The sequence below is a fragment of the Nocardia terrae genome (genome assembly GCF_009760405.1).
In the GTDB taxonomy this organism is placed as follows: Bacteria; Actinomycetota; Actinomycetes; order Mycobacteriales; family Mycobacteriaceae; genus Nocardia; species Nocardia terrae.
In genome coordinates, this window is the sequence record NZ_WRPP01000001.1 from 661,847 (window position 1) to 685,700 (window position 23,854).

The 23,854-nt window shown below is 68.4% G+C and carries 26 protein-coding genes; 13 read left to right on the forward strand and 13 right to left on the reverse strand.

Translation table 11 applies throughout. The features are described from left to right. Positions 1-26: 26 nt before the first annotated feature. Positions 27-1,127, reverse strand: coding sequence for a methyltransferase (locus GPX89_RS02920; protein WP_157354918.1), 1,101 nt, complete (start codon positions 1,125-1,127; stop codon positions 27-29). A gap of 113 nt (positions 1,128-1,240) precedes the next feature. Continuing rightward, positions 1,241-2,080 carry an NAD(P)H-binding protein gene (locus GPX89_RS02925; RefSeq protein WP_157354919.1) on the reverse strand — a complete coding sequence of 280 codons (840 nt, stop codon included), beginning with the start codon at positions 2,078-2,080 and terminating at the stop codon, positions 1,241-1,243. 111 nt (positions 2,081-2,191) lie between these two features. Between GPX89_RS02925 and GPX89_RS02930 the strand changes: the two genes are divergently transcribed. Next, positions 2,192-2,686 carry a MarR family winged helix-turn-helix transcriptional regulator gene (locus GPX89_RS02930; protein WP_157354920.1) on the forward strand — a complete coding sequence of 165 codons (495 nt, stop codon included), beginning with the start codon at positions 2,192-2,194 and terminating at the stop codon, positions 2,684-2,686. Between the two features lie 12 nt (positions 2,687-2,698). Here GPX89_RS02930 and GPX89_RS02935 read toward each other — a convergent pair whose 3' ends face one another. The 3 genes from GPX89_RS02935 to GPX89_RS02945 form a co-directional block, all read right to left on the reverse strand. Beyond that, the gene (locus tag GPX89_RS02935; protein WP_157354921.1) at positions 2,699-2,863 is read right to left on the reverse strand and encodes a hypothetical protein; all 165 of its coding nucleotides are present in this window, start codon (positions 2,861-2,863) and stop codon (positions 2,699-2,701) included. A 152-nt stretch (positions 2,864-3,015) separates the two neighbouring features. Continuing rightward, positions 3,016-5,151, reverse strand: a complete 2,136-nt coding sequence (locus tag GPX89_RS02940; RefSeq protein WP_157354922.1) for a RecQ family ATP-dependent DNA helicase — start codon at positions 5,149-5,151, stop codon at positions 3,016-3,018. 331 nt (positions 5,152-5,482) lie between these two features. Beyond that, positions 5,483-6,085: a TetR/AcrR family transcriptional regulator gene (locus GPX89_RS02945; RefSeq protein ID WP_157354923.1), complete on the reverse strand. Its 603-nt coding sequence runs from the start codon at positions 6,083-6,085 to the stop codon at positions 5,483-5,485. Positions 6,086-6,159: 74 nt separating this feature from the next. On the opposite strand from GPX89_RS02945, the gene GPX89_RS02950 reads away from it, so the two are divergent. After that, the gene (locus tag GPX89_RS02950; RefSeq protein ID WP_157354924.1) at positions 6,160-6,906 is read left to right on the forward strand and encodes an MBL fold metallo-hydrolase; all 747 of its coding nucleotides are present in this window, start codon (positions 6,160-6,162) and stop codon (positions 6,904-6,906) included. A gap of 118 nt (positions 6,907-7,024) precedes the next feature. Next, positions 7,025-7,504: a hypothetical protein gene (locus GPX89_RS02955; protein WP_157354925.1), complete on the forward strand. Its 480-nt coding sequence runs from the start codon at positions 7,025-7,027 to the stop codon at positions 7,502-7,504. Between the two features lie 6 nt (positions 7,505-7,510). Here the strand turns inward: GPX89_RS02955 and GPX89_RS02960 are convergent, their stop codons facing one another. From GPX89_RS02960 to GPX89_RS02970, 3 genes are all read right to left on the reverse strand, one after another. Further along, a complete protein-coding gene (locus GPX89_RS02960; RefSeq protein WP_157354926.1) occupies positions 7,511-8,734 on the reverse strand; it encodes an RtcB family protein in 1,224 nt (407 codons plus the stop codon). Positions 8,735-8,828: 94 nt separating this feature from the next. Next, positions 8,829-10,052: a glutamate ABC transporter substrate-binding protein gene (locus tag GPX89_RS02965; protein WP_157354927.1), complete on the reverse strand. Its 1,224-nt coding sequence runs from the start codon at positions 10,050-10,052 to the stop codon at positions 8,829-8,831. Between the two features lie 208 nt (positions 10,053-10,260). Beyond that, positions 10,261-10,815, reverse strand: a complete 555-nt coding sequence (locus tag GPX89_RS02970; protein ID WP_328601447.1) for a TetR/AcrR family transcriptional regulator — start codon at positions 10,813-10,815, stop codon at positions 10,261-10,263. 84 nt (positions 10,816-10,899) lie between these two features. Here GPX89_RS02970 and GPX89_RS02975 point away from each other — a divergent pair, with 84 nt between their 5' ends. The 3 genes from GPX89_RS02975 (at position 10,900) to GPX89_RS02985 (ending at position 12,281) form a co-directional block, all read left to right on the forward strand. Continuing rightward, positions 10,900-11,334: a nuclear transport factor 2 family protein gene (locus tag GPX89_RS02975; RefSeq protein ID WP_157354929.1), complete on the forward strand. Its 435-nt coding sequence runs from the start codon at positions 10,900-10,902 to the stop codon at positions 11,332-11,334. Positions 11,335-11,415: 81 nt separating this feature from the next. Continuing rightward, positions 11,416-11,916 carry a MarR family winged helix-turn-helix transcriptional regulator gene (locus GPX89_RS02980; RefSeq protein WP_328601448.1) on the forward strand — a complete coding sequence of 167 codons (501 nt, stop codon included), beginning with the start codon at positions 11,416-11,418 and terminating at the stop codon, positions 11,914-11,916. Continuing rightward, positions 11,913-12,281, forward strand: coding sequence for a DUF5313 family protein (locus tag GPX89_RS02985; protein WP_157354930.1), 369 nt, complete (start codon positions 11,913-11,915; stop codon positions 12,279-12,281). The genes GPX89_RS02980 and GPX89_RS02985 overlap by 4 nt, the downstream gene beginning before the upstream one ends. Positions 12,282-12,297: 16 nt before the next feature. Here GPX89_RS02985 and GPX89_RS02990 read toward each other — a convergent pair whose 3' ends face one another. The 4 genes from GPX89_RS02990 to GPX89_RS03005 all read right to left on the reverse strand — a co-directional run bounded on the left by GPX89_RS02990 (position 12,298) and on the right by GPX89_RS03005 (position 15,692). After that, the gene (locus GPX89_RS02990; RefSeq protein WP_235946641.1) at positions 12,298-12,720 is read right to left on the reverse strand and encodes a DUF4189 domain-containing protein; all 423 of its coding nucleotides are present in this window, start codon (positions 12,718-12,720) and stop codon (positions 12,298-12,300) included. Positions 12,721-12,793: 73 nt separating this feature from the next. Continuing rightward, positions 12,794-13,747 carry an alpha/beta hydrolase gene (locus GPX89_RS02995; protein WP_157354931.1) on the reverse strand — a complete coding sequence of 318 codons (954 nt, stop codon included), beginning with the start codon at positions 13,745-13,747 and terminating at the stop codon, positions 12,794-12,796. Between the two features lie 29 nt (positions 13,748-13,776). Continuing rightward, on the reverse strand, positions 13,777-14,529 hold the full coding sequence (locus tag GPX89_RS03000; RefSeq protein ID WP_157354932.1) for a glucose 1-dehydrogenase: 753 nt from the start codon (positions 14,527-14,529) through the stop codon (positions 13,777-13,779). Positions 14,530-14,564: 35 nt separating this feature from the next. Continuing rightward, positions 14,565-15,692, reverse strand: a complete 1,128-nt coding sequence (locus GPX89_RS03005) for an LLM class flavin-dependent oxidoreductase (protein WP_157354933.1) — start codon at positions 15,690-15,692, stop codon at positions 14,565-14,567. A 255-nt stretch (positions 15,693-15,947) separates the two neighbouring features. On the opposite strand from GPX89_RS03005, the gene GPX89_RS03010 reads away from it, so the two are divergent. The 7 genes from GPX89_RS03010 to GPX89_RS03040 all read left to right on the forward strand — a co-directional run bounded on the left by GPX89_RS03010 (position 15,948) and on the right by GPX89_RS03040 (position 22,116). After that, the gene (locus tag GPX89_RS03010; protein WP_328601449.1) at positions 15,948-16,703 is read left to right on the forward strand and encodes a glucose 1-dehydrogenase; all 756 of its coding nucleotides are present in this window, start codon (positions 15,948-15,950) and stop codon (positions 16,701-16,703) included. A gap of 11 nt (positions 16,704-16,714) precedes the next feature. Next, positions 16,715-18,394, forward strand: a complete 1,680-nt coding sequence (kstD, locus tag GPX89_RS03015; RefSeq protein WP_157354934.1) for a 3-oxosteroid 1-dehydrogenase — start codon at positions 16,715-16,717, stop codon at positions 18,392-18,394. A 1-nt stretch (position 18,395) separates the two neighbouring features. Beyond that, positions 18,396-19,127, forward strand: coding sequence for a glucose 1-dehydrogenase (locus GPX89_RS03020; protein ID WP_157354935.1), 732 nt, complete (start codon positions 18,396-18,398; stop codon positions 19,125-19,127). A gap of 90 nt (positions 19,128-19,217) precedes the next feature. Next, positions 19,218-20,033: an SDR family NAD(P)-dependent oxidoreductase gene (locus GPX89_RS03025; protein ID WP_157354936.1), complete on the forward strand. Its 816-nt coding sequence runs from the start codon at positions 19,218-19,220 to the stop codon at positions 20,031-20,033. A 258-nt stretch (positions 20,034-20,291) separates the two neighbouring features. Further along, positions 20,292-21,194: an LLM class F420-dependent oxidoreductase gene (locus GPX89_RS03030; protein ID WP_157354937.1), complete on the forward strand. Its 903-nt coding sequence runs from the start codon at positions 20,292-20,294 to the stop codon at positions 21,192-21,194. Further along, positions 21,191-21,517 carry a hypothetical protein gene (locus tag GPX89_RS03035; protein ID WP_157354938.1) on the forward strand — a complete coding sequence of 109 codons (327 nt, stop codon included), beginning with the start codon at positions 21,191-21,193 and terminating at the stop codon, positions 21,515-21,517. The genes GPX89_RS03030 and GPX89_RS03035 overlap by 4 nt, the downstream gene beginning before the upstream one ends. Beyond that, positions 21,514-22,116 carry a Dabb family protein gene (locus GPX89_RS03040; protein WP_198347238.1) on the forward strand — a complete coding sequence of 201 codons (603 nt, stop codon included), beginning with the start codon at positions 21,514-21,516 and terminating at the stop codon, positions 22,114-22,116. The genes GPX89_RS03035 and GPX89_RS03040 overlap by 4 nt, the downstream gene beginning before the upstream one ends. Here GPX89_RS03040 and GPX89_RS03045 read toward each other — a convergent pair. Further along, positions 22,113-23,678, reverse strand: coding sequence for a FadD3 family acyl-CoA ligase (locus GPX89_RS03045; RefSeq protein WP_157386962.1), 1,566 nt, complete (start codon positions 23,676-23,678; stop codon positions 22,113-22,115). The two genes, GPX89_RS03040 and GPX89_RS03045, sit on opposite strands and share 4 nt — an antisense overlap. Positions 23,679-23,854 lie beyond the last annotated feature (176 nt).

Sequence of the window (23,854 nt, forward strand, 5' to 3'; positions counted from 1 at the left end):
CGGATTCACCTCCTGCGATGCCGGTCTCACCAGGCCGGATGGGCCTCGATCACGCAGTCGGGCGCGGCGGTGGGCACCACGCGGGTCAACACGAAACCGCTGCGGGAGAGCAGGTTTCCGAACTCGGTCTGGGTGCGTTCGCGGCCGCCGGGGGTGTTCACCAGCATTTCCAGATCGATGACCTTGCCCGGGTGCGGGCGGTGGTTCTCCGGCATGACGATGTCGATGATCAGCAGCCGCGCTTCGGATTCCATGGCGGTGCGGACCGTGCGCAGAATGCGTTCGGCGTCCTCGTCGTTCCAGTCGTGGATGATGTGCTTGAGCACGTAGGCGTCGCCGCCCTTGGGCGCGGTCTCGAAGAAGCTGCCTTCCTCGAAGGTGAGGCGGCCGGTCAGGCCCGGGCCCAGCAGTTGCTCCGGCAGGCCCGCCACCACGCGCGGCAGGTCGAAGATGGTGCCGCGCATGGACGGATGGCGCTGCAGGATGTCGATGAGCAGGCTGCCCCGGCCGCCGCCGATATCCACGATGGAGCCGAAGCGCCCGAAATCGTAGGCGGCCTGCAGGGGTTCGGTGGCCAGGCTGCCGACGCTGGTCATGGCGCGGTCGAAGATCTCCCCGGCCTCCGGATGCTGCTCCGCGTAATCCCAGAACCACATGCCCTCGACCTCGGCCCACCGGGACTCGCCGTGGCGCACCGCGTCGGCCAGGTGGGACCAGTGTTTGCGGTGCAGCTCGGATCCCAAGAGCAGGAACAGATCTCGCAGGGACACGTCGGCGTCACCGCGCAGCCCCTGCGAGATCCCGGTCAGCTGATACGCCCCGTCCCGCCGCTGGGCGAAGACGCCGCCGCTCACGAGCAGGCGCATCAGCCGGCGCAGCGCGTCCTCGTTCACCCCGACCGCCGCCGCGAGATCCGCCGGTTGGCGGGGCCCCGCCGCGAGCGCGTCGGCTAGGCCGAGTTCGGCCGCCACACAGGTGGCATGGGTGAGGTAGCCGGTGGTCGACAGCTCCAGCAGTGCGATATGCCCGGGTACCAGCCGCCGGTGCAGGGCGGCCAGGCCGTCGCGGAACCAGGTGAGAGCGCGCAGGACGGGCAGGGGCGGAGCTTTGGGTGGTGCGGACGCCATGAGGAACTCCCCGGGATCGTACGGCGACTGCGGGATTCGTCTGAGCCTACGCGCCGCACCCCTGGTGGACAGCGGTTTCCGCGACGGTCGGGCAACCCGCCGTGTGCCTTCGATCAGGACGCGGTGAATGCGGCGGCGTTTTCGGTTGCCCACTGCGCGAAGGTGCGGGCGGGGACGCTGAGCAGCGTCTCGGTGGTGTCGGCCGGAGTCTCGGGCGAATCGACGTACCGGTCCCAGACCGCGAGCAGCGACTCCACGATGTGAGGCGGCATGGTGCGGGACAGCTGCGTCGCGGCCTCGTCGCGAGAGATCTGCACGATCGGTATCTCCCGCCCGATCGCCTCGGCCAGCTGACCGATCTGCGCGCGAAAGCTGATGGGCTCGGGGCCGGTGAGAGTGACCGTGTGGCCCCGCAATTCGGTGCCGGTGAGCGCGGCCACCGCGATATCGGCGATATCCAGCGGATGGATCATGGCCAGGGCGGCATCCGGGTGCGCGTGCTCGATCGGCTGCCCCGCCCTGACGGCCGGGATCCAGCCGAAGGCATTGCTGTCGAATCCGCCTGGGCGCAGCGTGGTGGTGACGAGAGTCGTAGCGGCGAGCGCCTTTTCGACGGCCAGATGGGATGCGCCGATCGGGTTGTCGGCGGCCTGCGGGTGGCTGGCCGCCGAAGAGGACAGCAGCACAACATGTTCCACACCGGCCTGCTCCGCGGCGGCGGCGAAGGCGTTGGCGCGTGTGGGATTGGCGTAGAGGAAAACCTGGTCCACGCCGTCCACCGCGGCGGAAAGGGTTTCGGGTTCGTCGCCGAGCGCGACGGCCTCGACCCCGGCGGGGAGGTCGAGTGCGGAGGGGTCGTTGCTGGCGGCGCGGACCTTTAGGCCCTTGGCGTGCAGGCTGTCGAGAACCGCGCGGCCGATCTGGCCGCGGGCACCGGTGACGAGGATGGTCATGGCGAACTCCGATCGAGTGAGAATCCATGCACATGGACAAATGCATGCTGTCATGCACACATTTGACAGTCAACACATATGTTCGGAAGCGCATGCAGATACGATGTGCACATGACAGAGGACGACCGCACCCCCGACGAGCTGCTCGATGCCATCGGCCCGGCATTCGGCAAGCTCAAGCGCGGCGTCCTGCAGGAAGTCGAAAACCCCATCTCCACCAGGGATTCGACCCGGGCCCTGGTGCTGGGCATGGTGCTCGGCTGTCCGGCCGGGCCGACCGGCTCGACCGGGGAGATGACCGTCGGCGGCATCGCGGCCGCCATGTGCGTGGACCCGTCGGTGGCCAGCCGCATGGTCACCGACAGCATCAAGGCGGGCTACCTGCGCCGCGTGCCTTCCCAGCTCGACGGTCGCCGCGCGGTCCTCGAACTCAGCCCCGAGGGCGTGGAGTTCATGACCCGCTTCCGCAAGCAGCAGCGCGCCGCCTACGAATACATCACCGCCGACTGGCCCGAACAGGACCGCCTCGACTTCGCCCGCCTGATGCTCCGCTACGTCGACGCCATCGACGACCTCAAGAACCGCGCGCCCGGCACGGAAGCCTGAGCGCTCTCCGGGCTACCCGGTGCCGTTCCCGACAGCAGCCCGGTCCGGGTCGTAGTCGGACCCGTAGTCCACTGCCGCGGCCTCGCGGTCGGACTCCTCGACCCACTCCGCCGGCTCCGGCGGTAGTCTGCGCCAGCGCGCCTGCGGATCCGGATCTTCTTTCCCCTTGTCGCTCATGACGACTCCCTCCTGCCTCGACGGTACCCCCGAATATCGGGACGCGGCCGGGCTGTGGCGCTGAGACCCGATGTCTCCCAGGCGTTGCGATGGGGGTGCAACGCGGTGGGCCCGGTTGAACGATTCGCACCGATCGTGGCGGTGCCCGATCGTCAGGACGGGGTGGCGAGGGCGAAGGGGAGGACGGCGTCGGCTCCGGCGGCGCGGAGGGTGCGGGCGGCCATGGTGAAGGTCCAGCCGGTGTCGGTGAGGGCGTCGACCAGGAGGATGGGGCCGGTGACGGTGGTGAGATCCGGTGTCTCCCAGGCGTTGTGGAGGGCCGCGACGCGGTGCGCGGAGTTGGCGGCGGAGACGGGCGGGAGATCGGGGCGCAGGTGGAGGACGCCGAGATCTTGGAGGCGGCCGACCTGGGCGAGGCGGGCGGCGAGGGAGCGGGTCAGGGCCGGGCGGGAGCCGGAGTCCAGGGCCATGACGGCGGTGGGGCGCCGGGCCCAGTCCCATTCTCGGAGAACCGTTGTGCAGAAACGGAATACCTCGTCGGGGATGGGGGCGTCGGGGCCGTCGAGCAGGGGGCGCAGGCGCTGGCCCCAGCCGAGGTCGCTGAGGCGGCCCAGGACGCGGCCGGTCTCCGGGCCGTCGGTGATCTTGCCGGACAGGGGGATTCCGAGTTTGGCCAGGCCGGTGGGCCATTGCTTGCGCGGCGCCAGGTCGATGCCGGGGCGATCCAGGCGGGTGCGGATCTCGGCCAGTTCGGCGGCGTCGACGGTGGTGTCCTGGCGGGTGCCGGTGCAGTTGTCGCAGCGGCCGCAGTGGGTGCCGAGCACCAGGCCGGGATCGTCGAGTTGGCTGCGCAGGAACGTCATTCGGCAGGCGGTCGTCGCCTCGTAGTCGATCATCGCCTGCTGTTCGTGCTCCCGGGCGACGCTCAGGCGCTCGTAGCGTTCGGTGTCGTAGACCCACGGTTGGCCGGTGCCGAGCCAGCCGCCGCGTACCCGGCGCACCGCGCCGTCCACGTCGAGGACCTTGAGGACCATCTCGAGCCGGGAGCGGTTGAGCTCCACCAGGGGTTCGAGGGCCGCGGTGGAGAGCGGGCGGTCCATGTCGAGGGCGGACAGCACCGAGCGCACGATGTGTTCGCGCGGAAAGGCCACGGACGCGAAGTAGCTCCAGATCTGGCGGTCCTCCCGGCCGGGCAGCAGGATCACCTCGGCGCGCTCGGTGCCGCGGCCCGCGCGGCCCACCTGCTGGTAGTAGGAGATGGGGGAGGAGGGCGCGCCCAGGTGCACGACGAAGCCGAGATCGGGCTTGTCGAAGCCCATTCCGAGCGCCGAGGTGGCGATGAGCGCCTTCACCTCGTTGTTCAGCAGCGCGGCTTCGAGGTGTTCGCGTTCGGTGGGGTCGGTCTGCCCGGTGTAGGCGGCGACATTGTGCCCGTGGGAGTTCAGCACGTCGGCGAGGTCGTGCGCGGCGGCCACCGTCAGGGTGTAGACGATGCCCGAGCCGGGCAGTTCGTGCAGCCGCTTGCTCAGCCAGGCCGTCCGCTCGACCGCGTCCGCGATGCGCACCACCGACAGGTGCAGTGACTCCCGATCCAGCGAGCCGCGCAGAACCAGTGTGTCCGTGCCGATCTGGGTCGCCACGTCGGTCACCACCCGGTCGTTGGCGGTCGCCGTGGTGGCCAGCACCGGCACCTCCGAGCCCAGATCGGCGATGAGCGTGCGGATCCGCCGATAGTCCGGCCGGAAATCGTGTCCCCAGTCCGACACGCAGTGCGCCTCGTCGATCACCACCAGCCCCGCGTCCGCGGCCAGCTTCGGCAGCACCGAATCCCGGAAGTCCGGATTGTTCAACCGCTCCGGACTCACCAGCAGCACATCGACATCCCCGCTCGCCACCCGCGCGTGAATCTCGTCCCACTCGGTGACATTGCCCGAATTGATGGTCGCCGCAACGACTCCCGCCCGCTCCGCCGCGGCCACCTGGTTGCGCATCAGCGCCAGCAGCGGCGACACGATCACCGTCGGCCCCCGCCCCTGCGCCCGCAACAACTTCGCCGAAATGAAGTACACCGCCGACTTGCCCCACCCGGTCCGCTGCACCACCAGCGCCCGCCGCCGCTGCACCACCAGCGCCTCGATGGCGACCCACTGGTCCTCCCGCAGCTTCGCCGCGGGCCCGGCCAGCTCCCGCAGCAGCCGCTCGGCATCCTCCCGCAATCCGCCGGATTGCGTGCCATCGGCGCGTGCGAGGTCGGAGACATTCGGGTCGGCTGAGGTCACGCCGACCATGGTGCCTCATACCACCGACACCCGGCCCGCGCCGCCCGGATTCCGCCCGACTTCGCACCCCTGGCCGAAGTCCGGTCACCGGTGCTGTATCCGTGAGACACCGCACGCTGCTCTCCAGCAACCAAGGTCGGCGCCACGACGCTGTGAAACGGGCCGCCACACAGGGGCCGAAGTCGGCCGGCAGCACCGGATCGGCCGATCCGCGGGGGTGCGGAGCGGGGCCCTCATGCCCGGCGACCCGGCGGTGTTCGGAGCGGTGGGGCACGCATTGATCAGCACCGCATCCCGCCGCTCGGCCGGTGCGGGATTCGGTGCTGGTCGGATTCGCGGATCAGTGGCCGGTGGCCAGATGGGCTCGGACAAGGGTGTCGACCAGGTGGTCGAGGGGGAGCCAGGGGAAGCTCGGGCGGTCCTGGCGGAGGGTGATGAGGCCGTGCATGCCCGCCCAGAGGCATTGGGCGGTGGCGGTGGGGTCGGAGGTGCCGGCGGCAGCCGCGGTGTCGATGAGGAGTTGGGCGGTGGGGAGGCCGGGGAGTTGGCCTTCGGTGGGTTCCCAGCCGGGGGTGCCGGCGGTGCCGAAGAGGACGCGGTAGTGGCCGGGGTGGGTGATGCCGTAGTCGACGAAAGCGTGGCAGAGGGTCGAAAGGCGTTCGGCGGCAGCGGTTTCGGGAACCTGGGCCAGCGCGGTCAGGAGTGCCTCGCGGAGTTCGGCGAAGCGGAGCTGGTAGACGGCCGTCAGGAGTTCGCGTTTGTCGGCGAATTGCAGGTAGACGCTCTGGGGGGCGACCCCGGCGGCGCGGGCGACGGCGCGCAGGGACAGGGCGTCCTGGCCGTCGAGGTCTTCGAGCAGGCGGCTGGCGGCGTCGACGAGTTCGGCGCGCAGCAGGGCCCCTTGGCCGCGGCGATTGCGGCTGCGGGTGGGTTGGTCCGGCACATTGACAGGGTAACAAGACAGGCGTCTACTTACTTTGAAGTTTAAGTAGACGACTGTCTTGTTAGGAAATCTCCATGCTCACCGTGACCCGCGTCGTCCATGCCAGTGCCCTCGTCGATTTCGGGGGAGCTCAAATCCTCACCGACCCGTGGCTGTCGGAGACCCGTTTCTATCGGCAGGGCGAGCCGCGCGCCTTCGCCACCGCGGCCGAGCTGCCGGAGCTGTCCGGCATCGTGATCAGCCACGGCCACTACGACCACTGCGATCTGGACGCCCTGGTCGGGTATCGGGACAAGTCGGTGCCGTTCGCGGTCGTCCCCGGCCTGGCCGGGAAGGTTCGCGCGGCGGGCTTCACGCATGTGACCGAGCTGGCCCCTTGGCAGAGCACGCATCTCGGCCCGGTCGAGGTGACCGCGACCCCGGCCAGTCATGGCGTCCCCGAGGTGACCTTCGTGCTGCGCGCCGACGGGCACACCGTCTTCTTCGGCGCGGACACCCTGCGTATCGCCGAACTCGACGAAATCGCCGGGCGCTACCCGGATCTGGATCTGGCCCTGCTCCCCGTCAACGGCCTGCGCATCCGTCCGGCCCTGAACAAGCAGGTGGTCATGGACGCGGTCGAGGCCGCCGACCTCACTCGGGCGCTGCGGCCGCGGGTGGCCGTTCCGATCCACTACGCCTTCTCCAGCGGTCCGATCGGCGACCGCGTCATGACCAAGGGCGACCGCGCCGGAGCCGAGCATTTTCGGGCCGCCGCAGGTGATCTCGCACCCGACACAATCGTGCAAATACTCCCAACCGGACACGCCCTGGTCCTCTGAAGCACCGCTGAACAGCGCCTTGGTTGCGGACCGGTCAAGATCGCGCGGAATCCCGTGGGCGGACGGACAATAAGGTTCCGGGCACGAAGGGCGTCCGGGGGTGCGCAGGGAGACGCAGATGCCGGAGAAGTTTCCGTCGCCCGCGGGGTGGAGTCCACCCGGGGCGCAGTTTCGCAGCAGTGGCGGTGTTTCGCGGTCGGTGACCGGCGCGCTGGTGGGGTTGATCATCACCCCCGTCGGCATCGTCCTGGCCGCCCGCGGCGCCGCGGGAACCAGGCAGTGGACGATCCTGGGGGACTTCGCCGACCGCGTCGGCTCCACCTTCGAGATCCTGATCGCCGCCGTGCTGTTCCTGATCGTGGCGGCGCTGGCCGCCTATTCCCCGGCGGGCACCATCATCGCCGGTCTGGTGTGGGGGGTGCTGCCCGGGATCATCCACTTCATCTTCCCGGACGACACCTTCCGCCTGATCGGCGATCTGCCCGTCTCCGATGACATGCACGTCGCGCTGTTCCAGTGGCTGCAAACGGGATTCCCGCTCATCGTGGGCATCCTGCTGGTGGGTGCGGGTGCAGCGGCGACCTTCCGCCGCCGCTGACCCCTCTCAACCCTTCACGCACAGCACCTGTCGCAGCGTGGCGACAATGTCGACCAGGTCTTCCTGAGCCGCGATGACCTGATCGATGTCCTTGTACGCCGCGGGGATCTCGTCGATCACCCCGGCGTCCTTGCGCGACTCCACGCCCTCGGTCTGCGCGACCAGGTCGGCCACGGTGAACTGCCGCTTGGCCGCATTGCGGCTCATGCGGCGGCCCGCCCCGTGCGACGCCGACTGGAACGAGGCCGGATTTCCCTTGCCCCGAACCACATACGAACGCGTACCCATGGAACCCGGGATCAACGCGAGGTCGCCCGCGCCCGCCCGGACGGCACCCTTGCGGGTCACCAGCATGGGCATCCCGTCGATGACCTCCTCCGCCACATAGTTGTGGTGGCAGGAGATGGGCGTCTCGAAACGCACTGCCAGCCCGTCGAATTCGGCGCTGACGGCCTGGCAGACCAGGGCCAGCATGACGGCGCGGTTGCGTGCCGCGTACTCCTGAGCCCAGGTCAGGTCACGCCGGTAGGAATCCATTTCCGGTGTCCCGGAAAGGAATACCGCCAGATCGCGATCCGGCAGGTCGACGTTGTGCGGCAGAGTGCGCGCGACGGCCATGTGCCGCTCGGCGAGTTCCTTGCCGATATTGCGGCTTCCGGAGTGCAGCAGGATCCAGACGCGCTGCTCGGTGTCCAGGCACACTTCCACGAAGTGGTTGCCGCCGCCCAGGGTGCCCATCTGCTTGTGCGCCTTGGACTCTCGCGGCGCGACGGCCGGATCCAGCGCATCGAAGCCTTTCCAGAAGCGCTCCCAGCCCGCCCGCAGCGTGGTGCCCGCGGCGCGCTGACCGAAGACCTCGGCGTTCAACCGGTTCACGTTGACCGGGTCGTCGTGGGCCGAGAAGCCGACCGGCACCGCCGCCTCGATCCGCGACCGCAGCGAGTGCAGGCTGTCGGGCAGATCGGCCGCGGTCAGCGAGGTCAGCACGGCCTCCATCCCGCATCCGATATCCACCCCGACCGCGGCGGGTGCGACCGCGTCCTTCATGGCGATGACCGAGCCGACCGTCGCCCCCTTGCCCAGGTGCACATCCGGCATGACTCGCACGCCGTACACCCACTCCAATTGCGCGATGGTGCGCAGCTGCTGCAACGCGGCCGGTTCGACCTCGTGCTCGTGGGCCCACATGAGCGTCTGCGCCCGAGTACCGCGCAGCTCGACGGGAAACATTGTTTCGTCCTTCCTTCTGACTGCCGTCGAGGGTAGGTGCGCCGCCCGTCTCGGCGCACCGCATTATTCGGCGCTCAGGGTTCTGCCGGTTCGCTCAGGGTTCGACGAAGTCGGCGGCAAGGCCGCAGAGTTTCCAGGAGCCGTTGCGGCGGACCATGGTTCCGGTGTAGTCGATGTCCTTGAAGTAGCCGCGGTATTTATCGGGGACATTCGTGAAGGTTTCGTGGTATGCGAAGGTCGCGGAGTTCGGGTCGGTTTGGGTGACTCCGGTGACGGTATTGGTGTAGCCCGCGTTCTTCACTTCCGAGCCGAGGGCCTTGTCGAATTGCGGGGTGTATTGCAGCAGGATTTCATCGATGGTGTCGGCGGTTTCGGGGCAGACCAGCGAGCGGAAGCCTTCCCAGTCGCGTGCGTTGGAGGTGGCGGCGACGGCCTTGGTGGCATTCACCAATTCCGGATCGAGGGTGGTCGGATCGCCCGGCTCGAGTTGTTTGTCGGGGGCGTTGAACACCACCGGCGCGGGCAGCGGGTAATAGCCGCTGGCCGTGAGATCGCGTTCCATGGACCGCCGCCAGCTGCCGTCGTCGATCATCGACCGGATCGCCGCGGTGATGCGGCCCTGTAAGGCGAGGTCGCCCTTGCGAACTCCGACCCCGTAGCGCTCGCGGGTGAACCGGTGCCCGACCACGCGCAGCGTGCCGGTGTGCTCGTGGGCGTAGCCGGCCAGAATGACATCGTCGGTGGTGACGGCGTCGATGGTGCCGGCGATGAGGTCGGCGACGCACTGCGCGTAGGTGTCCCGGGTCGTGAGCTTCACATTGTGGGCGAAGCTGCGCCGGATCTTGTCCGCGGAGGTGGAGCCCTCGGCGCTGCACACGGTGCGCCCGTCCAGGTCCTCGGGCTGGTCGATGGCGCGTTCGCTCTGCCGCACCAGCAGGTCCTGACCCGCCATGAGGTACGGCCCGGCGAAGGACACCAGTTGCTGGCGAGCGGCGGTGATGGAGTACGAGGCGACGACGAAATCGACTGTGCCGGAGTTCAGCAGGTCCTCGCGCTGTTCGGAGCGGGCCTCGCGCCAGGTGATGTGGTCGGGCGTGACGCCGAGCTTCCCGGCGATGTAGACGGCGGTGTCGACATCGAATCCGTGGGGTTTGCCGTCGGGTCCCTTCACCGACAGTCCGGGCTGATCGAATTTGATGCCGATGGTCAGCGTGCGCGCCGGTGGTTCCAGTAGCGCATTGTCGGACTTCGGCGTGTTCCCGCAGGCTGCCACGGTCAGACCAGCCGCGACGGCGACGGCACGGATCGCACGCTTCATCGAATCTGATCTCCTGTCGTCAACTCATACGGAAGAAACACGAAGAACAGCCCCGGGCCGAGGTGCCGGAAGGGCAACCGATCAGCACATGGTGCATCAAATCATCCGAGTTGCAAAAACGTGCGGACATTGTGGAACTATGCCCGCGATTCGCCCGCGTTTCAGTTCCCTCCGCAATATTTCAGCGATTATTGCCCGGGATTTGCGATCAGCGCGTACGGAGTCCGTCGGCGATCACGGCGAAGGTGCGCTCGCGCAATCCGTCGTCGGCTCCGGCGTCGTGCACCGCGAGGGTGATGCCCTTGATGAGGGTCAGTAGGTCGTCGATGCCGATCTCGGGCCGGACGGCCCCGGCCCGCTGCGCCCGTGAAAGCAGCGCCGCCAGCGCCTCTTTGAATTCGCTCGGGGCCGTGCGCGGGTAATCCCCGCCCTGTGTCCGGAGCGCATCGGCCAGGTCGCGCTTGACGCCGCCCTGCAGGACCAGCTTCGCCAGGAAGTCGAAGAACGCGGTCCCCGCGTCCCCGGCCTCGGTCAGTTCCCTGGCGTGTGCGGTGATGCGCTCGACCTGATCCACGATGGCGGCCTCGAAAAGCGCCTCCTTGGTGGGGAAGTGGCGATAGACCGTGCCCGCCCCGACGCCGGCCCGTCGCGCGATCTCGTCGAGCGGTACGGAAATGCCCTCGGCGGCAAAGGCTTCCTGGGCGGCGGCCAGCACCCGCTCGCGATTGCGGCGGGCGTCGGCGCGCAGGGGTCGATCGCTCACCCCGACAGCGTACCGACCCGTTGACAAACGGGGCGCACGCCCCGAATATTAACCGGGTCCAACGTTCCGTTTTTGGAGGTAGTGGTGTCCACTTCCGTAGAAACCCCTCGCGACGTCGTCGAACAGCTTTTCCTCGAGCTGCCCTCGCGTGATGCCGGGCGCTTCGCCGCCCGCATGGCCCCCGCGGCCGTCTTCGAGATTCCCTTCCCGATCCCCGGCCAGCCGACCCGCATCGAGGGTCGGGAAGAGATCCGTGACTACCTGGCCTCGCGGTGGTCGGGCACGCCCGGCATCGAGCTGCACGGCATCCGCCCGACGATTCACGAGACCACCGAACCAGGTCTCTTCGTCACCGAATGCGATATCGACATCACTCGTCCCGGCGCCGGGCGGGAGTGGGTTCGCAGCTCCGTCAACGTGATTCGCGTCGAGGACGGCCTGGTCACGCTGTTCCGCGACTACATGGACACCGGCCGGATCCAGTCGATGCGGATGGCGGCCGAGCGCGCAGAGGTGTGACCGCTATTACCTGACCGCTCGTCGACTAACAGTTAGTGCGTTAACTATTATTGCCCTAACCAAGACGAGTGAGGAGGAGCGGTGGCCGAGGCAGTGTCGGAGGCGATCGACCCGTTGCAGCTGGACCGGCAGGTGTGTTTCGCACTGGCCGTGGCGAATCGGGCGGTGCTCGCGGTGTATCGGCCGCTGCTCGAACCCATGGGGCTGACCCATCCGCAGTATCTGGTGATGCTGGCGCTGTGGGGTGAGGCGCCGATGTCGGTCAAGGACATCGGCGAGGCCATTCAGCTCGATTCGCCCACGCTCTCGCCGCTGCTCAAGCGGTTGGAGGCGGCGGGGCTCATCACCCGGCGGCGGGACAGCAACAACGAGCGCAATCTCGTCGTGGATCTGACCGACGCCGGGCGGGCGCTGCGCGCGGAGGCGGAGAAGATTCCGCCCGCCGTGGTGGCGCGACTGGGGGTGAGCCTGGCCGATCTCGAGGAGTTGCGCGAGGTGCTGAACCGGGTGAACGCCGCGGCCCGGCGATCGGTCTTGGGGGATTCCGAGCAGGCCGGATCGACGAAGGGAAACCGGAAATGAAGCGCCCCAACCCTGTTCAGTGGCTCGGATACTCGGCCGGTCGGGTGCTGCCCGATGATCTGCGGGAGTGGGTGCGCAACGATCTCACCGGTCCGTGGGCGGTACCGCGGCACATCGTGCGCCAATTGGTGCCGCTGGTACCGATTTTCGCGCTGGCGTTCCTGCTGCCGGGCGAGCTGTGGCTGAAGCTGGCCGTGATCCTGCTGGGCCTGTTGCTGGCGCTGTTCTACATCGTGGCCTATATGCCGATGAACCGGGAGCACCGGCTGGTGAAGCACGGTCTGCCCGCGGACCTGGAGAATCCCGCCCGCGCTGCCCGGCGGGCCGCCGAGCGGGCGGCCTACGAGGCCCAGTACCCGCACTGAGCCGCGAAAGCCGGTGCTACTGCACGTTTTTGGTGCAGGCGCTGGTGACGACGTGGGCGGCGACGGGTTGCGCACTGCCCAGGTCCGGGAACGGCGGCGCACTCTGGCCCAAGCCGGCGACGGCGTTCTGCTGCGCCTCGTCGAGGCTCGCGCCGACGGCCCAGCCCCAGGTGCCGTCCGCGCCCTGGGCGACCGCGCCGCAGCCGTCGGTGAAGCGCAGCACGATCTCGCAGTCGTAGCTGGCGCAGTCGCGGATCGCGGCGGCGTCGGCGGTGACCTTGTTGCTGTCGATGCCGGCGACCGCGGTGTTCCGCAGCCGGGAGAGGGCCAGGGTGCCGAATCCGCCCGGGTCCGCGTGCGCGGTGGCGACCAGTCCGGCCGAAAGGGTCATAGCCGCTGTGAGGGCGGCGGTGCCTGTCACGATGCGTGCAACCGACAAGAGAGTTCCTGACGTTTCAGAATTGTGAACGCAGGTGATGCTAATCGGTGGGGCCGTGAACCCGCCGCGAATTTCAGACGACGGGTGTACGAGCCAGCGCGCGACGCAGCGCGGTGCAGGCGGCGGTGTTGGCGCGCTGGGTTTCTCGCAGATGGAATGCCATGGACATGAAGCCGTGCACGGTGCCGTTCCAGCGGTGGATCTCGGTCTCGACCCCGGCGTCGCGCAGCAGCCGACCGTACCGCTCGCCCTCGTCGCGCAGCGGGTCGAATTCGGCGGTGGCGATGTGGGCGGGCGGGAGCCCGGTGAGGTCGGCGATGGTGGGGTTGGCGCAGGGGTCGGACCTGTCGGCGTCCGAGTTCAGGTATTGCTGCCAGTACCAACGCAAATGGGCCGCGGTGGTGAAGAAGCCCTCGGCATTGTCGGTGTAGGACCGGCTGTCGCAGTTCGGATCCAGCATCGGATACATGAGCAGCTGGAAGGCGATGTCCGGTCCGCCGTTGTCGCGCGCGGTGAGCGCCGCGACCGTCGCGAGATTGCCGCCCGCGCTGTCTCCGGCCACGGCAAGACGATCCGGGTCCCCGCCCAGGGATTCGGCATTGTCGGCGACCCAGCGCAGGACGGCGTAGGCGTCCTGCGCGGCGGCCGGGAATCGGGCGTCGGGCGCGCGGCGGTAGTCGGCCGAGACCACGATGACCCCGGCCTCGTTGGCCATGGTGCGGCAGAAGCGATCGTGGGAATCCAAGCCGCACAGGACGAATCCGCCGCCGTGATAGAAGACCACGACGCCGGGCCTGGCCTCGGCCTCGTGCGGACGATAGAGCCGGACCGGCACCTCGGGGGCGTCGTCAGGACCGGGAACCAGCCATTCCTCCACCGCCGCGACGGGAATCGGTTCGGCGGCGGGGGCGGGCCGGGCGGCCAGGAAGGCCCGCGCTTCGGCGGCGTCGAGCACCTCGGTGCCCAGCGCCGGGAACGCCGCGGTGGCGGCGTCGACGAAGGTCTGCCATTCGGGGGACAGGGTCATTGCGGGCCTTCCTGGATCACGCTGTCGTGCTACATGTTTCGCGGGATGAACTTGCCCGCGGCCAGACCGCCGTCGACGGTCACCTCGGCGCCGGTGATGTACGCGGACGCGTCGGAGGCGAGGAAGGCGACCAGTTCGGCGACCTCCTCCGGCAGGCCGGTGCGCTCCAGCGGCAGGGTCGGGAAGCTGCCCGGGCCGGTGGTCAGGTAGGGCACCATCGGGGTGGCGATGGGGCCGGGATGCACCGAGTTGACCCGGATCCGGGACGGGCCCAGCTCCAGCGCGGCGATCTTGGACAGGCCGCGCAGACCCCACTTGGAGGAGCCGTAGGCGGCGTGGTTCATCAGGCCCTCGAGACCCGCCTGCGAGGAGATGTTCACGATGGAGCCGCCGCCGGCCGCGGTCATGGCGGGGACGACCGCTTTGATGCCGCGGAACGCGCCGACCAGGTTGACCTTCAGGATCCGTTCCAGCTCTTCGACATCGGTGTCGACGAGCGGCTTCATGACATAGATGGCGGCATTGTTGACCAATACGTCGAGCTTGCCGAAGGTGTCGACGGCGACCTTCACCGCGGCGTCCCAGCTGTCGGCGTCGGTGACGTCGTGGTGGACGAAACGCGCTGCCTCGCCGAGGGAGTCGGCGAGTTGCTTGCCCTCGTCCTCGAGCACGTCGGTGAGGACCACCTTCGCGCCCAGCTCGACGAACAGGCGGGCCTCGGCCGCGCCCTGGCCGCGGGCGGCGCCGGTGATCAGGGCGACTTTGCCGGTCAGATCAGCCATTTCGACTTCTTTCTCTGCTACTTGTGACGGTGGTGCTAGTGGGAACGGAAGTGGGGGATGACCTTCTCGCCCCACTGACGGATGGTTTCCAGGCACGCGGCCTGGGGCACGGTGCCCATCTGGATGAGGCACAGGATCTCGTCGGCCCCGGCGTCCCGCAGGCGCTCGACGTAGGCGATGGCGTCGTCGGCGGTGCCGTAGGCGTGCTCGGTGTTGAAGATGGCGGTGGACCCGGACTTCACCGGGATCCTGGCCTCGTGCAGGTAGGCGACGTGTTCGTCGGCGACCTCGCGCATCTTGGCCATTTCGTCGACAGCCGGGTCGACGGCCTCGTCGGGGACCGGGCCCGCGCCGTAGTAGTACTTGATGGACTGGGCGAAGAAGCGCTGGCCGCGCGCGCCGATCTGCTGGGCCTGCTCGCGATCGTCGAGGACGATGGTCGGGCACAGGGCCGCGAAATGATCGTTGACGACGGTGGAGACGAAGCGCTCGCCGGTGCGGGCCGCGATGGCCGCGTCGTAGATGCCGCGCAGTTCGGCGATCTCCTCGATGCCCGCGAAACCCAGGACCAGTGCGCCGATTCCGTAGTCGGCGGCCAGTTTCAGCGTGTCCTTCTTGGTGCAGGCCATGAACAGCGGGGGATGCGGGCGTTGCACCGGGCGCGGCAGCAGGTGATGGGGGTCGATGTTCAGAAGCTCACCGTGGTATTCGAATTCGCCCTCGGGATCCTTCCAGGCGGTGGCGATCATCCGCAGCGATTCCTCGACCTCCTGGTAGGTGCGGTCGGGATCGACTCCGCACATGGAGGTTTCGACGGCGGTCGCGCCGCGACCCGCGCCCAGATTCAGGCGGCCATCGGAGAGCACGTCGAGCATGGCGGCGCGTTCGGCGGTGCGTACGGGGTGATTGAAGCCGAACGGCATGCACACCACGCCGTGCCCGATGCGCACCCGGGAGGTCTTGGCGGCCACGTAGGTCAGGAAGATCTCCGGTGCGCTCATGTGGGCGTACCACTTGAGCCCGTGATGCTCGACGGCCCACACGGCGTCGAACCCCATCTCGTCGGCCAGCACCGCCTGCTCGACGCAATCGCGCAGCACCTGGGCCTCGTGCGCGGCGGTCGGGTCGGTCATCTGCGCTTCGAAGATCATCGAGAACTTCATCCGGACTCCTACCCGCGACGCCTTCCGCGCCCACCCGGGCGCTTATGCCTAACCGGAATACTTCTGCACCCATAGCCTCAGGTCATTCGCTTGTCTCAGTGGCCGGGACCACACCGTGCCGCCACCCTGCCCCCGACTTAGCGTCGGTGATGAACCCAACTACTCCAGCCCTGCGCCGCGCTGAACGCGCGACGCAGGGTCCGAGTTTCAGAGGTGGGAGACCCGAACAATCGTTGGTCGGAAGGACAGGATTCGGTGGGACAGCTGGACGGCAAGGTGGCGCTGGTGACCGGCGGCGCACGGGGTACGGGGGCGGAGCATGTGCGCCGCTTCGCGGCCGAGGGCGCGCGGGTCGTGTTCGGTGATGTGCTCGACGACGAGGGCAAGGCGCTGGCGGCCGAGCTGGGCGACGCCGTCCACTACGTGCACCACGATGTCACCAGTGAATCCGACTGGCAGGCAGCGGTTTCCGAGGCGACCACCAAGTTCGGCAAGTTGGACGTGCTCGTCAACAATGCGGGCATCCTGCGGTTCGAGCGCATCGTGGAGATGAGCCTGGACGAGTTCCAGACCATCATGAACATCAATGTCACCGGCGCCTTCCTCGGCATCAAGACGGCCGCGCCCGCACTCACCACCGCCGGCGGCGGATCCATCGTGAACGTCTCCTCGGTCGAGGGCTTCGTCGGTGCCGCCGGTCTCTCCGCTTACAGCGCAAGCAAATTCGCGTTGCGCGGGCTCACCAAGTCCGCCGCCCGGGAGCTGGGGCACTCGGGTATCCGGGTGAACTCCATTCATCCCGGCGGCATCGCCACCCCCATGACCGCGTCCGTCGCGGGCGCGTCCGGGGTGGACGGCAACAGTTTCTTCTCCGAACTGCCCATTCCGCGCTGGGGTCGGCCGGTCGAGGTCTCCGAGGTGGCGTTGTTCCTGGCCTCGGACGCCTCGAGTTATTGCACCGGCGGCGAATTCGTCGTCGACGGCGGCATGTTGACCAGTTGCGGCTACTGAGGACTCATTTCATGGAATTCGAATTCGACGTCGTTGTCGTGGGTTCCGGTGCGGCGGGCATGACCGCCGCACTGACCGCCGCCTACCGTGGGCTGTCGGTGACCCTGATCGAGAAGAGCCGCCTGTTCGGCGGCTCCACCGCGCGCTCGGGCGGCGGCATCTGGGTGCCCAACAACCCGGTGCTGCAGGCCGCGGGGGTGCCGGACAGCCCGGAGATGGCTCGCACCTATCTGAAAGCCGTTGTCGGCGACCGGGTTCCGGAGGCCAAGCAGCGGGCGTTCCTGGACCACGGGCCGGAGATGTTCCGCTACCTCGGGGCTCGCTCCAGGTACTGGGACTTCGCCTACGACCGCGGGTACTCCGACTACCACCCCGAGTTCCCGGGCGGACTGGCGCAGGGCCGCAGCATCGAGCCCAAGCCGATCGACGGGCGGCTGCTCGGCGGTGATCTGCACAAGATCAACCAGCCGACCATGTCCGCGCCCAAGGGCATCGCCATCACGGTCAAGGACTTCCACGACCTGAACATGATCGCGCGCACCTGGACCGGCAAGAAGACCGCCATGAAGGTCGGCGCGCAGACCGCGCTCAACCTGCTCAAGGGCGCGAAGCCGCTGAGCCTGGGCAAGGCCCTCGCGGCGCGGCTGTGGCTGTCGCTGCGGGACGCGGGTGTGCCGGTGTGGCTGAACACGCCGCTCACCGACCTGGTCATGGAGGGCGACGCCGTGGTCGGCGTGCACGTCGAGCACGAGGGTCGCCCGGTCACCATCAAGGCCCGGCGCGGTGTGGTGCTGGCCGCGGGCGGCTTCGAGCACAACCTCGAGATGCGCAAGCAGTACATCGACGGGCCGCAGAACACGGGCTGGACTGTGGGCGCGACCGAGAATGTCGGCGAGGGCATCGTCGCGGGCCAGAAGGCCGGTGCGGCAGTCGATCTCATGGACGACGCCTGGTGGGGTCCGTCGGTGCGCAACCCCGACGGCCCGCCGTTCTTCATGCTGGCCGAGCGTTCGCAGCCGGGCGCGATCGTGGTCAATGCCAAAGGCGAGCGCTTCGTGAACGAGTCCGCGCCGTACGTGAACGTCGTGCACACCATGTACGAGGAGGAGAAGAAGGTGCCGGGCAGTATTCCGGCGCACTTCATCTTCGACCAGAACTTCCGCGACCGGTACCTGTTCCTGGGCAACTTCCCCAAACGGCCGCTGCCCCAGAAGTACTTCGACGCAGGCATCATCAAGCAGGCCGACACCCTGGCCGAGCTGGCGGGCAAGCTGGGCGTCCCGGCGGACACGCTCGCCGCTACCGTCGAGCGCTTCAACGCCTTCGCGCGCAAGGGCCGCGACGAGGACTTCCTGCGCGGCGACTCGGCCTATGACCGCTACTACGGTGACCCGACCGTCAAGCCCAACCCGACCCTGGCTCCGCTCGAGCGCGGCCCGTTCTACGCGGTCGAGATGGTGCCCGGCGATCTGGGCACCAAGGGCGGCCTGGTCACCGACGAGCACGCCCGCGTGCTCGACGACCGGGGCGAGGTCATCTCGGGGCTGTACGCGGCGGGCAACAACTCCGCCGCGGTCATGGGCAACGACTACGCCGGTGCGGGTGCGACCATCGGTCCGGCCATGGTGTTCGGCTATATCGCCGCCAATCACCTCGCCGATATGGAAATCGAAGCGGCACAGGAGAACTGACATGGGACGGATTGATTCGAAGGTCGTCATCGTCACCGGGGGTGCGCGCGGCATGGGGGCGGCCTTCGCCCGCAAGCTCGCCGCCGAGGGCGCGAAGGTGGTGATCACCGACGTGCTCACCGAGGCCGGACAGGCCGTCGCCGCCGAAATCGGGGACGCGGCAAGGTTTTTCCCGCTCGATGTGACCGACGAGGCGGCGTGGAACGATGTCGTCGCACAGGCCGTCGCGGCCTTCGGCCCGATCTCGGGTCTGGTCAACAATGCGGGCATCGTGCACGTCGACCCGATCGAGAAGCTCTCGGAAGCCGACTACCGCAAGGTGATCGACGTCAATCAGGTCGGCGTCTTCCTGGGCATGAAGGCGGTCATCGGTTCCATGCGCGAGGCCGGGGTCGGTTCCATCGTCAACATCTCTTCGACCGGCGGCCTGATCGGCTACTCGAACATCCTCGGCTACGTGGCTTCGAAGTGGGCCGTGCGTGGCATGACCAAAACGGCCGCACAGGAATTCGCGGCCGACAACGTCCGGGTCAATTCCGTGCACCCGGGCATCGTGGCCACCGAAATGGTCGCGACCTCGGATCGATCAGCGAGTATCGCGGCCAATCAGCCGATCGCGCGCCCGGCCACGCCCGAGGAACTCGCCAACCTGGTCCTGTTCCTCATCTCAGATGACTCCTCTTACAGCACCGGCTCCGAATTCGTGGCCGACGGCGGCTTCACCTCTCAGTAGGGCCTGACGGCCCTACCTATTGGGGTTCTCAGGGGGCTGCCCCCTGAGAACCCCGATCAAGTAATCGCGAAGCGAGACAAGGAAACACCTATGAAGGACTTCCACGGCAAGGTCGCCGTCATCACCGGTGCGGGAGCGGGCATCGGCCGGGCGCTGGCCCTGGAACTGGCTCGGAACGGTGCGCGGCTGGCGCTTTCGGGGCGCAATCTCGAGAACGTGGCCGAGACGGCCGCGCTGTGCGAGAAGGAGGGCGCGAAGGCCCGCGCCTACCAGCTCGACGTGACCGACCGCGCCGCCGTGTACGCCCATGCCGACGAGGTCGCGGCCGACTTCGGCAAGGTCAATATCGTCGTCAACAACGCCGGTGTCTCGCTGACCGCCAATATCGAGGAAGTCTCCTGGGAAGACCTGGAGTGGATCTTCGGCATCAACTACTGGGGCACCCTGCACGGGGTGAAGGCGTTCCTGCCGCACGTGATCGCCTCGGGCGACGGGCATATCGCCAATGTCTCCAGCATGTTCGGCCTGGTGGCCTGCCCGAGCCAGGGCGGCTACAGCTCCTCCAAGTACGCCATGCACGCGATCAGCGACGCGCTGCGCCAGGAGATGATCATCGCCGGGTACAACGTGGGCGTCTCCAGCGTGCACCCGGGCATGATCAAGACCGAAATCGCTTGGAAGGCAAGGGCGGCCGCCAACCGCTCGCGTGACGACCTGGCCGCCAACTTCGACCGCCTGGCCCAGACCAGCCCGGAGGACTGCGCCAAGGTGATCGTCAACGGCATCCGGAAGAACAAGCCGCTCATCCTGATCGGCAAGGACGCCAAGGCCATGAACATCATGCGCCGCCTGCTCGGCTCGGGTTACATGAAGCCCCTCACCGCCCAGATGCGCAAAGAGATCTAGCCCCACTCTCGGGAGCTCCCGTGCCCCGGTGCGTTCCGCACCGGGGCACGGACCGAGGATGGATGGGTGGTGCTCCGGTCGTTCGAGCCCCGTGCCAAGAGGTACGGGGCTATCGGCTTTCCCCTGAAAAGTGGCCTGTGAGCGGCCATTATGCGCCGTCTCGCTGACCGGGATCCCCGGGATTTGTGACCCCGGCAACACGCCACGATCGAGGGGTGGCCCAATGACGGGCCGTTCCCGGAAGGACGGAGGCGGCCGATGCGTATCGGCATGCTCATGCCATATCTCGACGGCCTGGTGACGGACGGTGGATTCCTGCGGGAATTCGCCGCGGCGGCCGAGGAATGCGGTCTGGATTCGATCTGGACCGTGGAACACGTTGTGGTAGCCCAGGATTACGAGCCGCTGTACCCGTACTCGCCCGACGGCCGGATGCCCGGCGGCGATCTCGGGGTACCCATGACCGACCCGCTCGAGACGATCGCGTTCCTCGCGGGCGCGTCGAGCACGCTGCTGTTCGGCACCGCCATGGTGGTGGCGCCGCTGCACAGCCCGGTGGTGCTGGCCAAGCGGGCCGCCACCATCGCCCGCCAGTCGGGCGGGCGGCTGCTGCTCGGTCTCGGAATCGGCTGGCAGAAGGAGGAATACGCGGCGATCGGGGTGCCGTTCGAGGATCGCGGCGGACGGCTCGACGACTGCATCGGCGCCATGCGGGCGCTGTGGACCCAGTCCCCGGCCACCTACCTGGGTGAGCACGTCTCGTTCGAGCGGCAGTTCTGCCTCCCGCAGCCGGAGCGATCGGTGCCGATCATCCTGGGCGGCAACAGCGCTCCCGCGGTGCGCCGTGCCGCCCGGGTCGGGGACGGCTGGTTCCCCTACACGATCTCGTCGGAGGATTTCGCGCGCGGCGCGGACAAGATCCGCGAGATCTGCGGGGCCGCGGGACGTTCCGAGGACGCCGTGGAGATGACCATCTGGCCGGGCTCGTTCGACTTCACCCGCGAGTTCGACCCGGAATACGTCCGGCCCTATGTCACCGCCGGTGCGAGCCGAATCGTGCTCACCCCGCCCATGTTCGGTCCCGGATCGCTGCTCGAGGGCGTGGAGAACCTCGCGGCGTACGTGGACCGGTACCGCAACGAGGTGGAGGCGAAGCTGTGAACCCCGCGACGCCCGTGCGTGTGCTCGACCGCATCGTCCTGCCCGCCGACCGGGCCGAGGACTGGCTGTGCCGCTGGCGCGATGAATACCTGCCCGGAGCCAACGCGCGGGGCCTGCGCGCGCCGCAGGTGCTGCACGAGCATACGGGGGCCGATTCGGTTGCCGTGCAGATCATCTGGGAGCTCGCGGGCATCTACGAGTTCTACGGGATGCGGGGTGCGGCGGCGGCCGATCCGGGTGTCGCGGCCTTCTGGTCCGATACCGATGCCGTCGCACTGACCCGGGAGCGTCACGTGCTCGCCGTCCAGGAGGAACAGTCATGAGCCGCTGGGTGATTCTCACCGCGCCGCCCGCCGGGGACGACGCGGACGCGCAAATCGCCGCCCTGGCCGAGTCGGCGAACACGACGCCCGGCGTCACACACTGCTCGGCGGGCGTCGACCTGCCCGGCAGTACCGGCGGACTGGGCGCGGTCTGGGACCTCGCCGCCGACGCCGCACCCGCGACGGTGCTGCCGGTCCTGCCCGACACCGCCGACGTGGTGCCACTGGCTCCGGTGCACGCCCGCGTGGTCCGATTGGACTCCGCTCGCCGCATCAAGCGCACCCTGCTGCTGACCGTGCGCCACGGCACGGCCCCGGAGACGGTGGCGCGCTTCGAATCCGATCTGATGGCCATGCCCGCCCACATCTCTGCCATCAAGTCCTGGTCGCTGAGCCGGGTGCCGGGTCATGCGCGCTGGACCCACGTCTGGGAGCAGGAGTTCCTCGATCCCGACGGACTCAATGGCGATTACCTGCTGCATCCGTATCACTGGACGCATGTGGATCGCTGGTTCGACGCGGAGGCGCCGGGTTCCATCGTGGAACCCGCGATCGCGCATCTGTATCGCTGGGCCGACGGGCCGGTGCTGGGGAACTAGGCCCGATCGCGCAGGCGCTGTTTGAGCACCTTGCCGCCGGCATTGCGCGGGAGGTCGTCGACGAGGACGACCTCTCGTGGCACCTTGTACCCGGCCAATCGGGAGCGGGACCATTCGATGATGGCGGCGGGATCGGCGGTCGCTCCGTCGGCGGGCACCACCACCGCGCGGCCGACCTCGCCGAGGCGGTCGTTCGGGATGCCGATCACCGCGACATCGCGAATATCGGGATGCTCCAGCAGGACTCGTTCGATCTCGGCCGGATAGGCGTTGAAGCCGCCGACGATGAACATGTCCTTGAGGCGGTCGGTGATGCGCAGGTAGCCCTCCTCGTCGAGGGTGCCGACGTCGCCGGTGTGCAGGAAGCCGTCGGCGTCGATGGCGGCGGCGGTGGCCTCGGGATCGTCGAGGTAGCCGAGCATGACGTTCGGCCCGCGGACGGTGATCTCGCCGGGCTCGCCGGGCTCCACCGGTTTGCCGTCGCGGTCGAGGATGCGGATCTCACTGCCCTGCAAGCCTTTTCCGACCGTGCCCGCGACCAGTTCGGCGGGTGCGTCGGGTGGGCAGATGGAGACCACGCCGATGGATTCGGTGAGGCCGTAGGCGGTGAAGACGTAGGGTACGCGCAGGTCGTCGCGGATGCGGCGGACCAGCTCGGCCGGGACGGTCGCGCCGCCGGTACCGGCCAGGCGTAGCGAGCCGAGCATGTAGTTGTCGTGGTCGGCCGCGAGCAGGTCGGTGAAAAGCGTTGGGGGACCGGCCAGCACGGTGATGCGCTCGCTCTCGATGAGCCGCAGCGCGGCCGTGGTGTCGAAGCGCTCCATCGGCACCATGGTGGCGGTGCGCAGCAGACAGGCCAGGATCCCGGCCTTGTAGCCGAAGGTGTGCGAGAACGGATTCACCAGCAGGTATCGATCGCGGGGGCGCAGGGTGACCGCGTCGGCCCACTGCGAGAACACTTCCAGGGTCTGCCGGTGGGTGGCCAGCACGCCCTTGGGCGCGCCGGTGGTGCCGGAGGTGAACAGGATGTCGGAGACGGAATCCGGCTCGACCTCGGCGGTGCGGTCTCGCGTCGACTGCGGGTCGATCACGGTGCCGGGGGCCAGGAAGCCCTCCCACGAGCTGATGTCCCAGTCCGCGTCGCCCTCGCCGCGGGCATCGTCGAGCAGGATCAGATGTTCGAGATCCGGTAGCGGACGCCCGGATTCGGCCAGCATGGCCGGATAGTCCCGGCCGAGGAACTGCTGCACCGTGCACACGGCTTTCGCGTTGCTGCGGGCCAGGACCTCCGCGGTCTCCGCGCCGCGTAGCCGGGTGCTGATCGGTACCAAAGTGACGCCCGCGCCGAGCATTCCGAGCGCCGTCACGATCCAGCGCACACTGTTGGGCGCCCAGATCCCGACCCGGTCCCCGACCTCGAGCCCGGAGGCCATGGCGGCCCGTGTCACCCCGGCGACCTCCTCGGCCAACTCGGCGAACGTGAAGCGCCCGGCCGGTCCGGCGATCGCGACCGCGTCCGGATATCGCCGCGCCCTGTCCGCCACCAGACCCGGAATGGTCATCACGGGTCCGACCGCGGAGCTCCCGCCCGAGTGCCGCCGATCCATCCGCCCATCCTGCCCCAGCGCCGCCTGATGAATTCCCATTTTCGGAGTGCCATCCCGCTGACCGGGCGTGCCAGCGGGCCTCCCCAATTTCTTGGCGCGGCGTGTCCATTCCGGTCATCGGGATGGGAGTT

What these genes read in the sequence shown, in the direction of transcription:
- GPX89_RS02930 (WP_157354920.1), top strand. Translation starts at nt 2,192, where the DNA reads ATGACAGAGGACGACCGCACCCCCGACGAGCTGCTCGATGCCATCGGC.
- GPX89_RS02955 (WP_157354925.1), top strand. Translation starts at nt 7,025, where the DNA reads ATGCCGGAGAAGTTTCCGTCGCCCGCGGGGTGGAGTCCACCCGGGGCG.
- GPX89_RS03005 (WP_157354933.1), bottom strand. Translation starts at nt 15,692, where the DNA reads ATGAAGTTCTCGATGATCTTCGAAGCGCAGATGACCGACCCGACCGCC.
- GPX89_RS02995 (WP_157354931.1), bottom strand. Translation starts at nt 13,747, where the DNA reads ATGACCCTGTCCCCCGAATGGCAGACCTTCGTCGACGCCGCCACCGCG.
- GPX89_RS02950 (WP_157354924.1), top strand. Translation starts at nt 6,160, where the DNA reads ATGCTCACCGTGACCCGCGTCGTCCATGCCAGTGCCCTCGTCGATTTC.
- GPX89_RS03000 (WP_157354932.1), bottom strand. Translation starts at nt 14,529, where the DNA reads ATGGCTGATCTGACCGGCAAAGTCGCCCTGATCACCGGCGCCGCCCGC.
- GPX89_RS02940 (WP_157354922.1), bottom strand. Translation starts at nt 5,151, where the DNA reads ATGGTCGGCGTGACCTCAGCCGACCCGAATGTCTCCGACCTCGCACGC.
- GPX89_RS03025 (WP_157354936.1), top strand. Translation starts at nt 19,218, where the DNA reads ATGAAGGACTTCCACGGCAAGGTCGCCGTCATCACCGGTGCGGGAGCG.
- GPX89_RS02920 (WP_157354918.1), bottom strand. Translation starts at nt 1,127, where the DNA reads ATGGCGTCCGCACCACCCAAAGCTCCGCCCCTGCCCGTCCTGCGCGCT.
- GPX89_RS02965 (WP_157354927.1), bottom strand. Translation starts at nt 10,052, where the DNA reads ATGAAGCGTGCGATCCGTGCCGTCGCCGTCGCGGCTGGTCTGACCGTG.
- GPX89_RS03045 (WP_157386962.1), bottom strand. Translation starts at nt 23,678, where the DNA reads ATGACCATTCCGGGTCTGGTGGCGGACAGGGCGCGGCGATATCCGGAC.
- GPX89_RS03020 (WP_157354935.1), top strand. Translation starts at nt 18,396, where the DNA reads ATGGGACGGATTGATTCGAAGGTCGTCATCGTCACCGGGGGTGCGCGC.
- GPX89_RS02985 (WP_157354930.1), top strand. Translation starts at nt 11,913, where the DNA reads ATGAAGCGCCCCAACCCTGTTCAGTGGCTCGGATACTCGGCCGGTCGG.
- GPX89_RS02960 (WP_157354926.1), bottom strand. Translation starts at nt 8,734, where the DNA reads ATGTTTCCCGTCGAGCTGCGCGGTACTCGGGCGCAGACGCTCATGTGG.
- GPX89_RS03030 (WP_157354937.1), top strand. Translation starts at nt 20,292, where the DNA reads ATGCGTATCGGCATGCTCATGCCATATCTCGACGGCCTGGTGACGGAC.
- GPX89_RS02925 (WP_157354919.1), bottom strand. Translation starts at nt 2,080, where the DNA reads ATGACCATCCTCGTCACCGGTGCCCGCGGCCAGATCGGCCGCGCGGTT.
- GPX89_RS02935 (WP_157354921.1), bottom strand. Translation starts at nt 2,863, where the DNA reads ATGAGCGACAAGGGGAAAGAAGATCCGGATCCGCAGGCGCGCTGGCGC.
- GPX89_RS03040 (WP_198347238.1), top strand. Translation starts at nt 21,514, where the DNA reads ATGAGCCGCTGGGTGATTCTCACCGCGCCGCCCGCCGGGGACGACGCG.
- kstD (WP_157354934.1), top strand. Translation starts at nt 16,715, where the DNA reads ATGGAATTCGAATTCGACGTCGTTGTCGTGGGTTCCGGTGCGGCGGGC.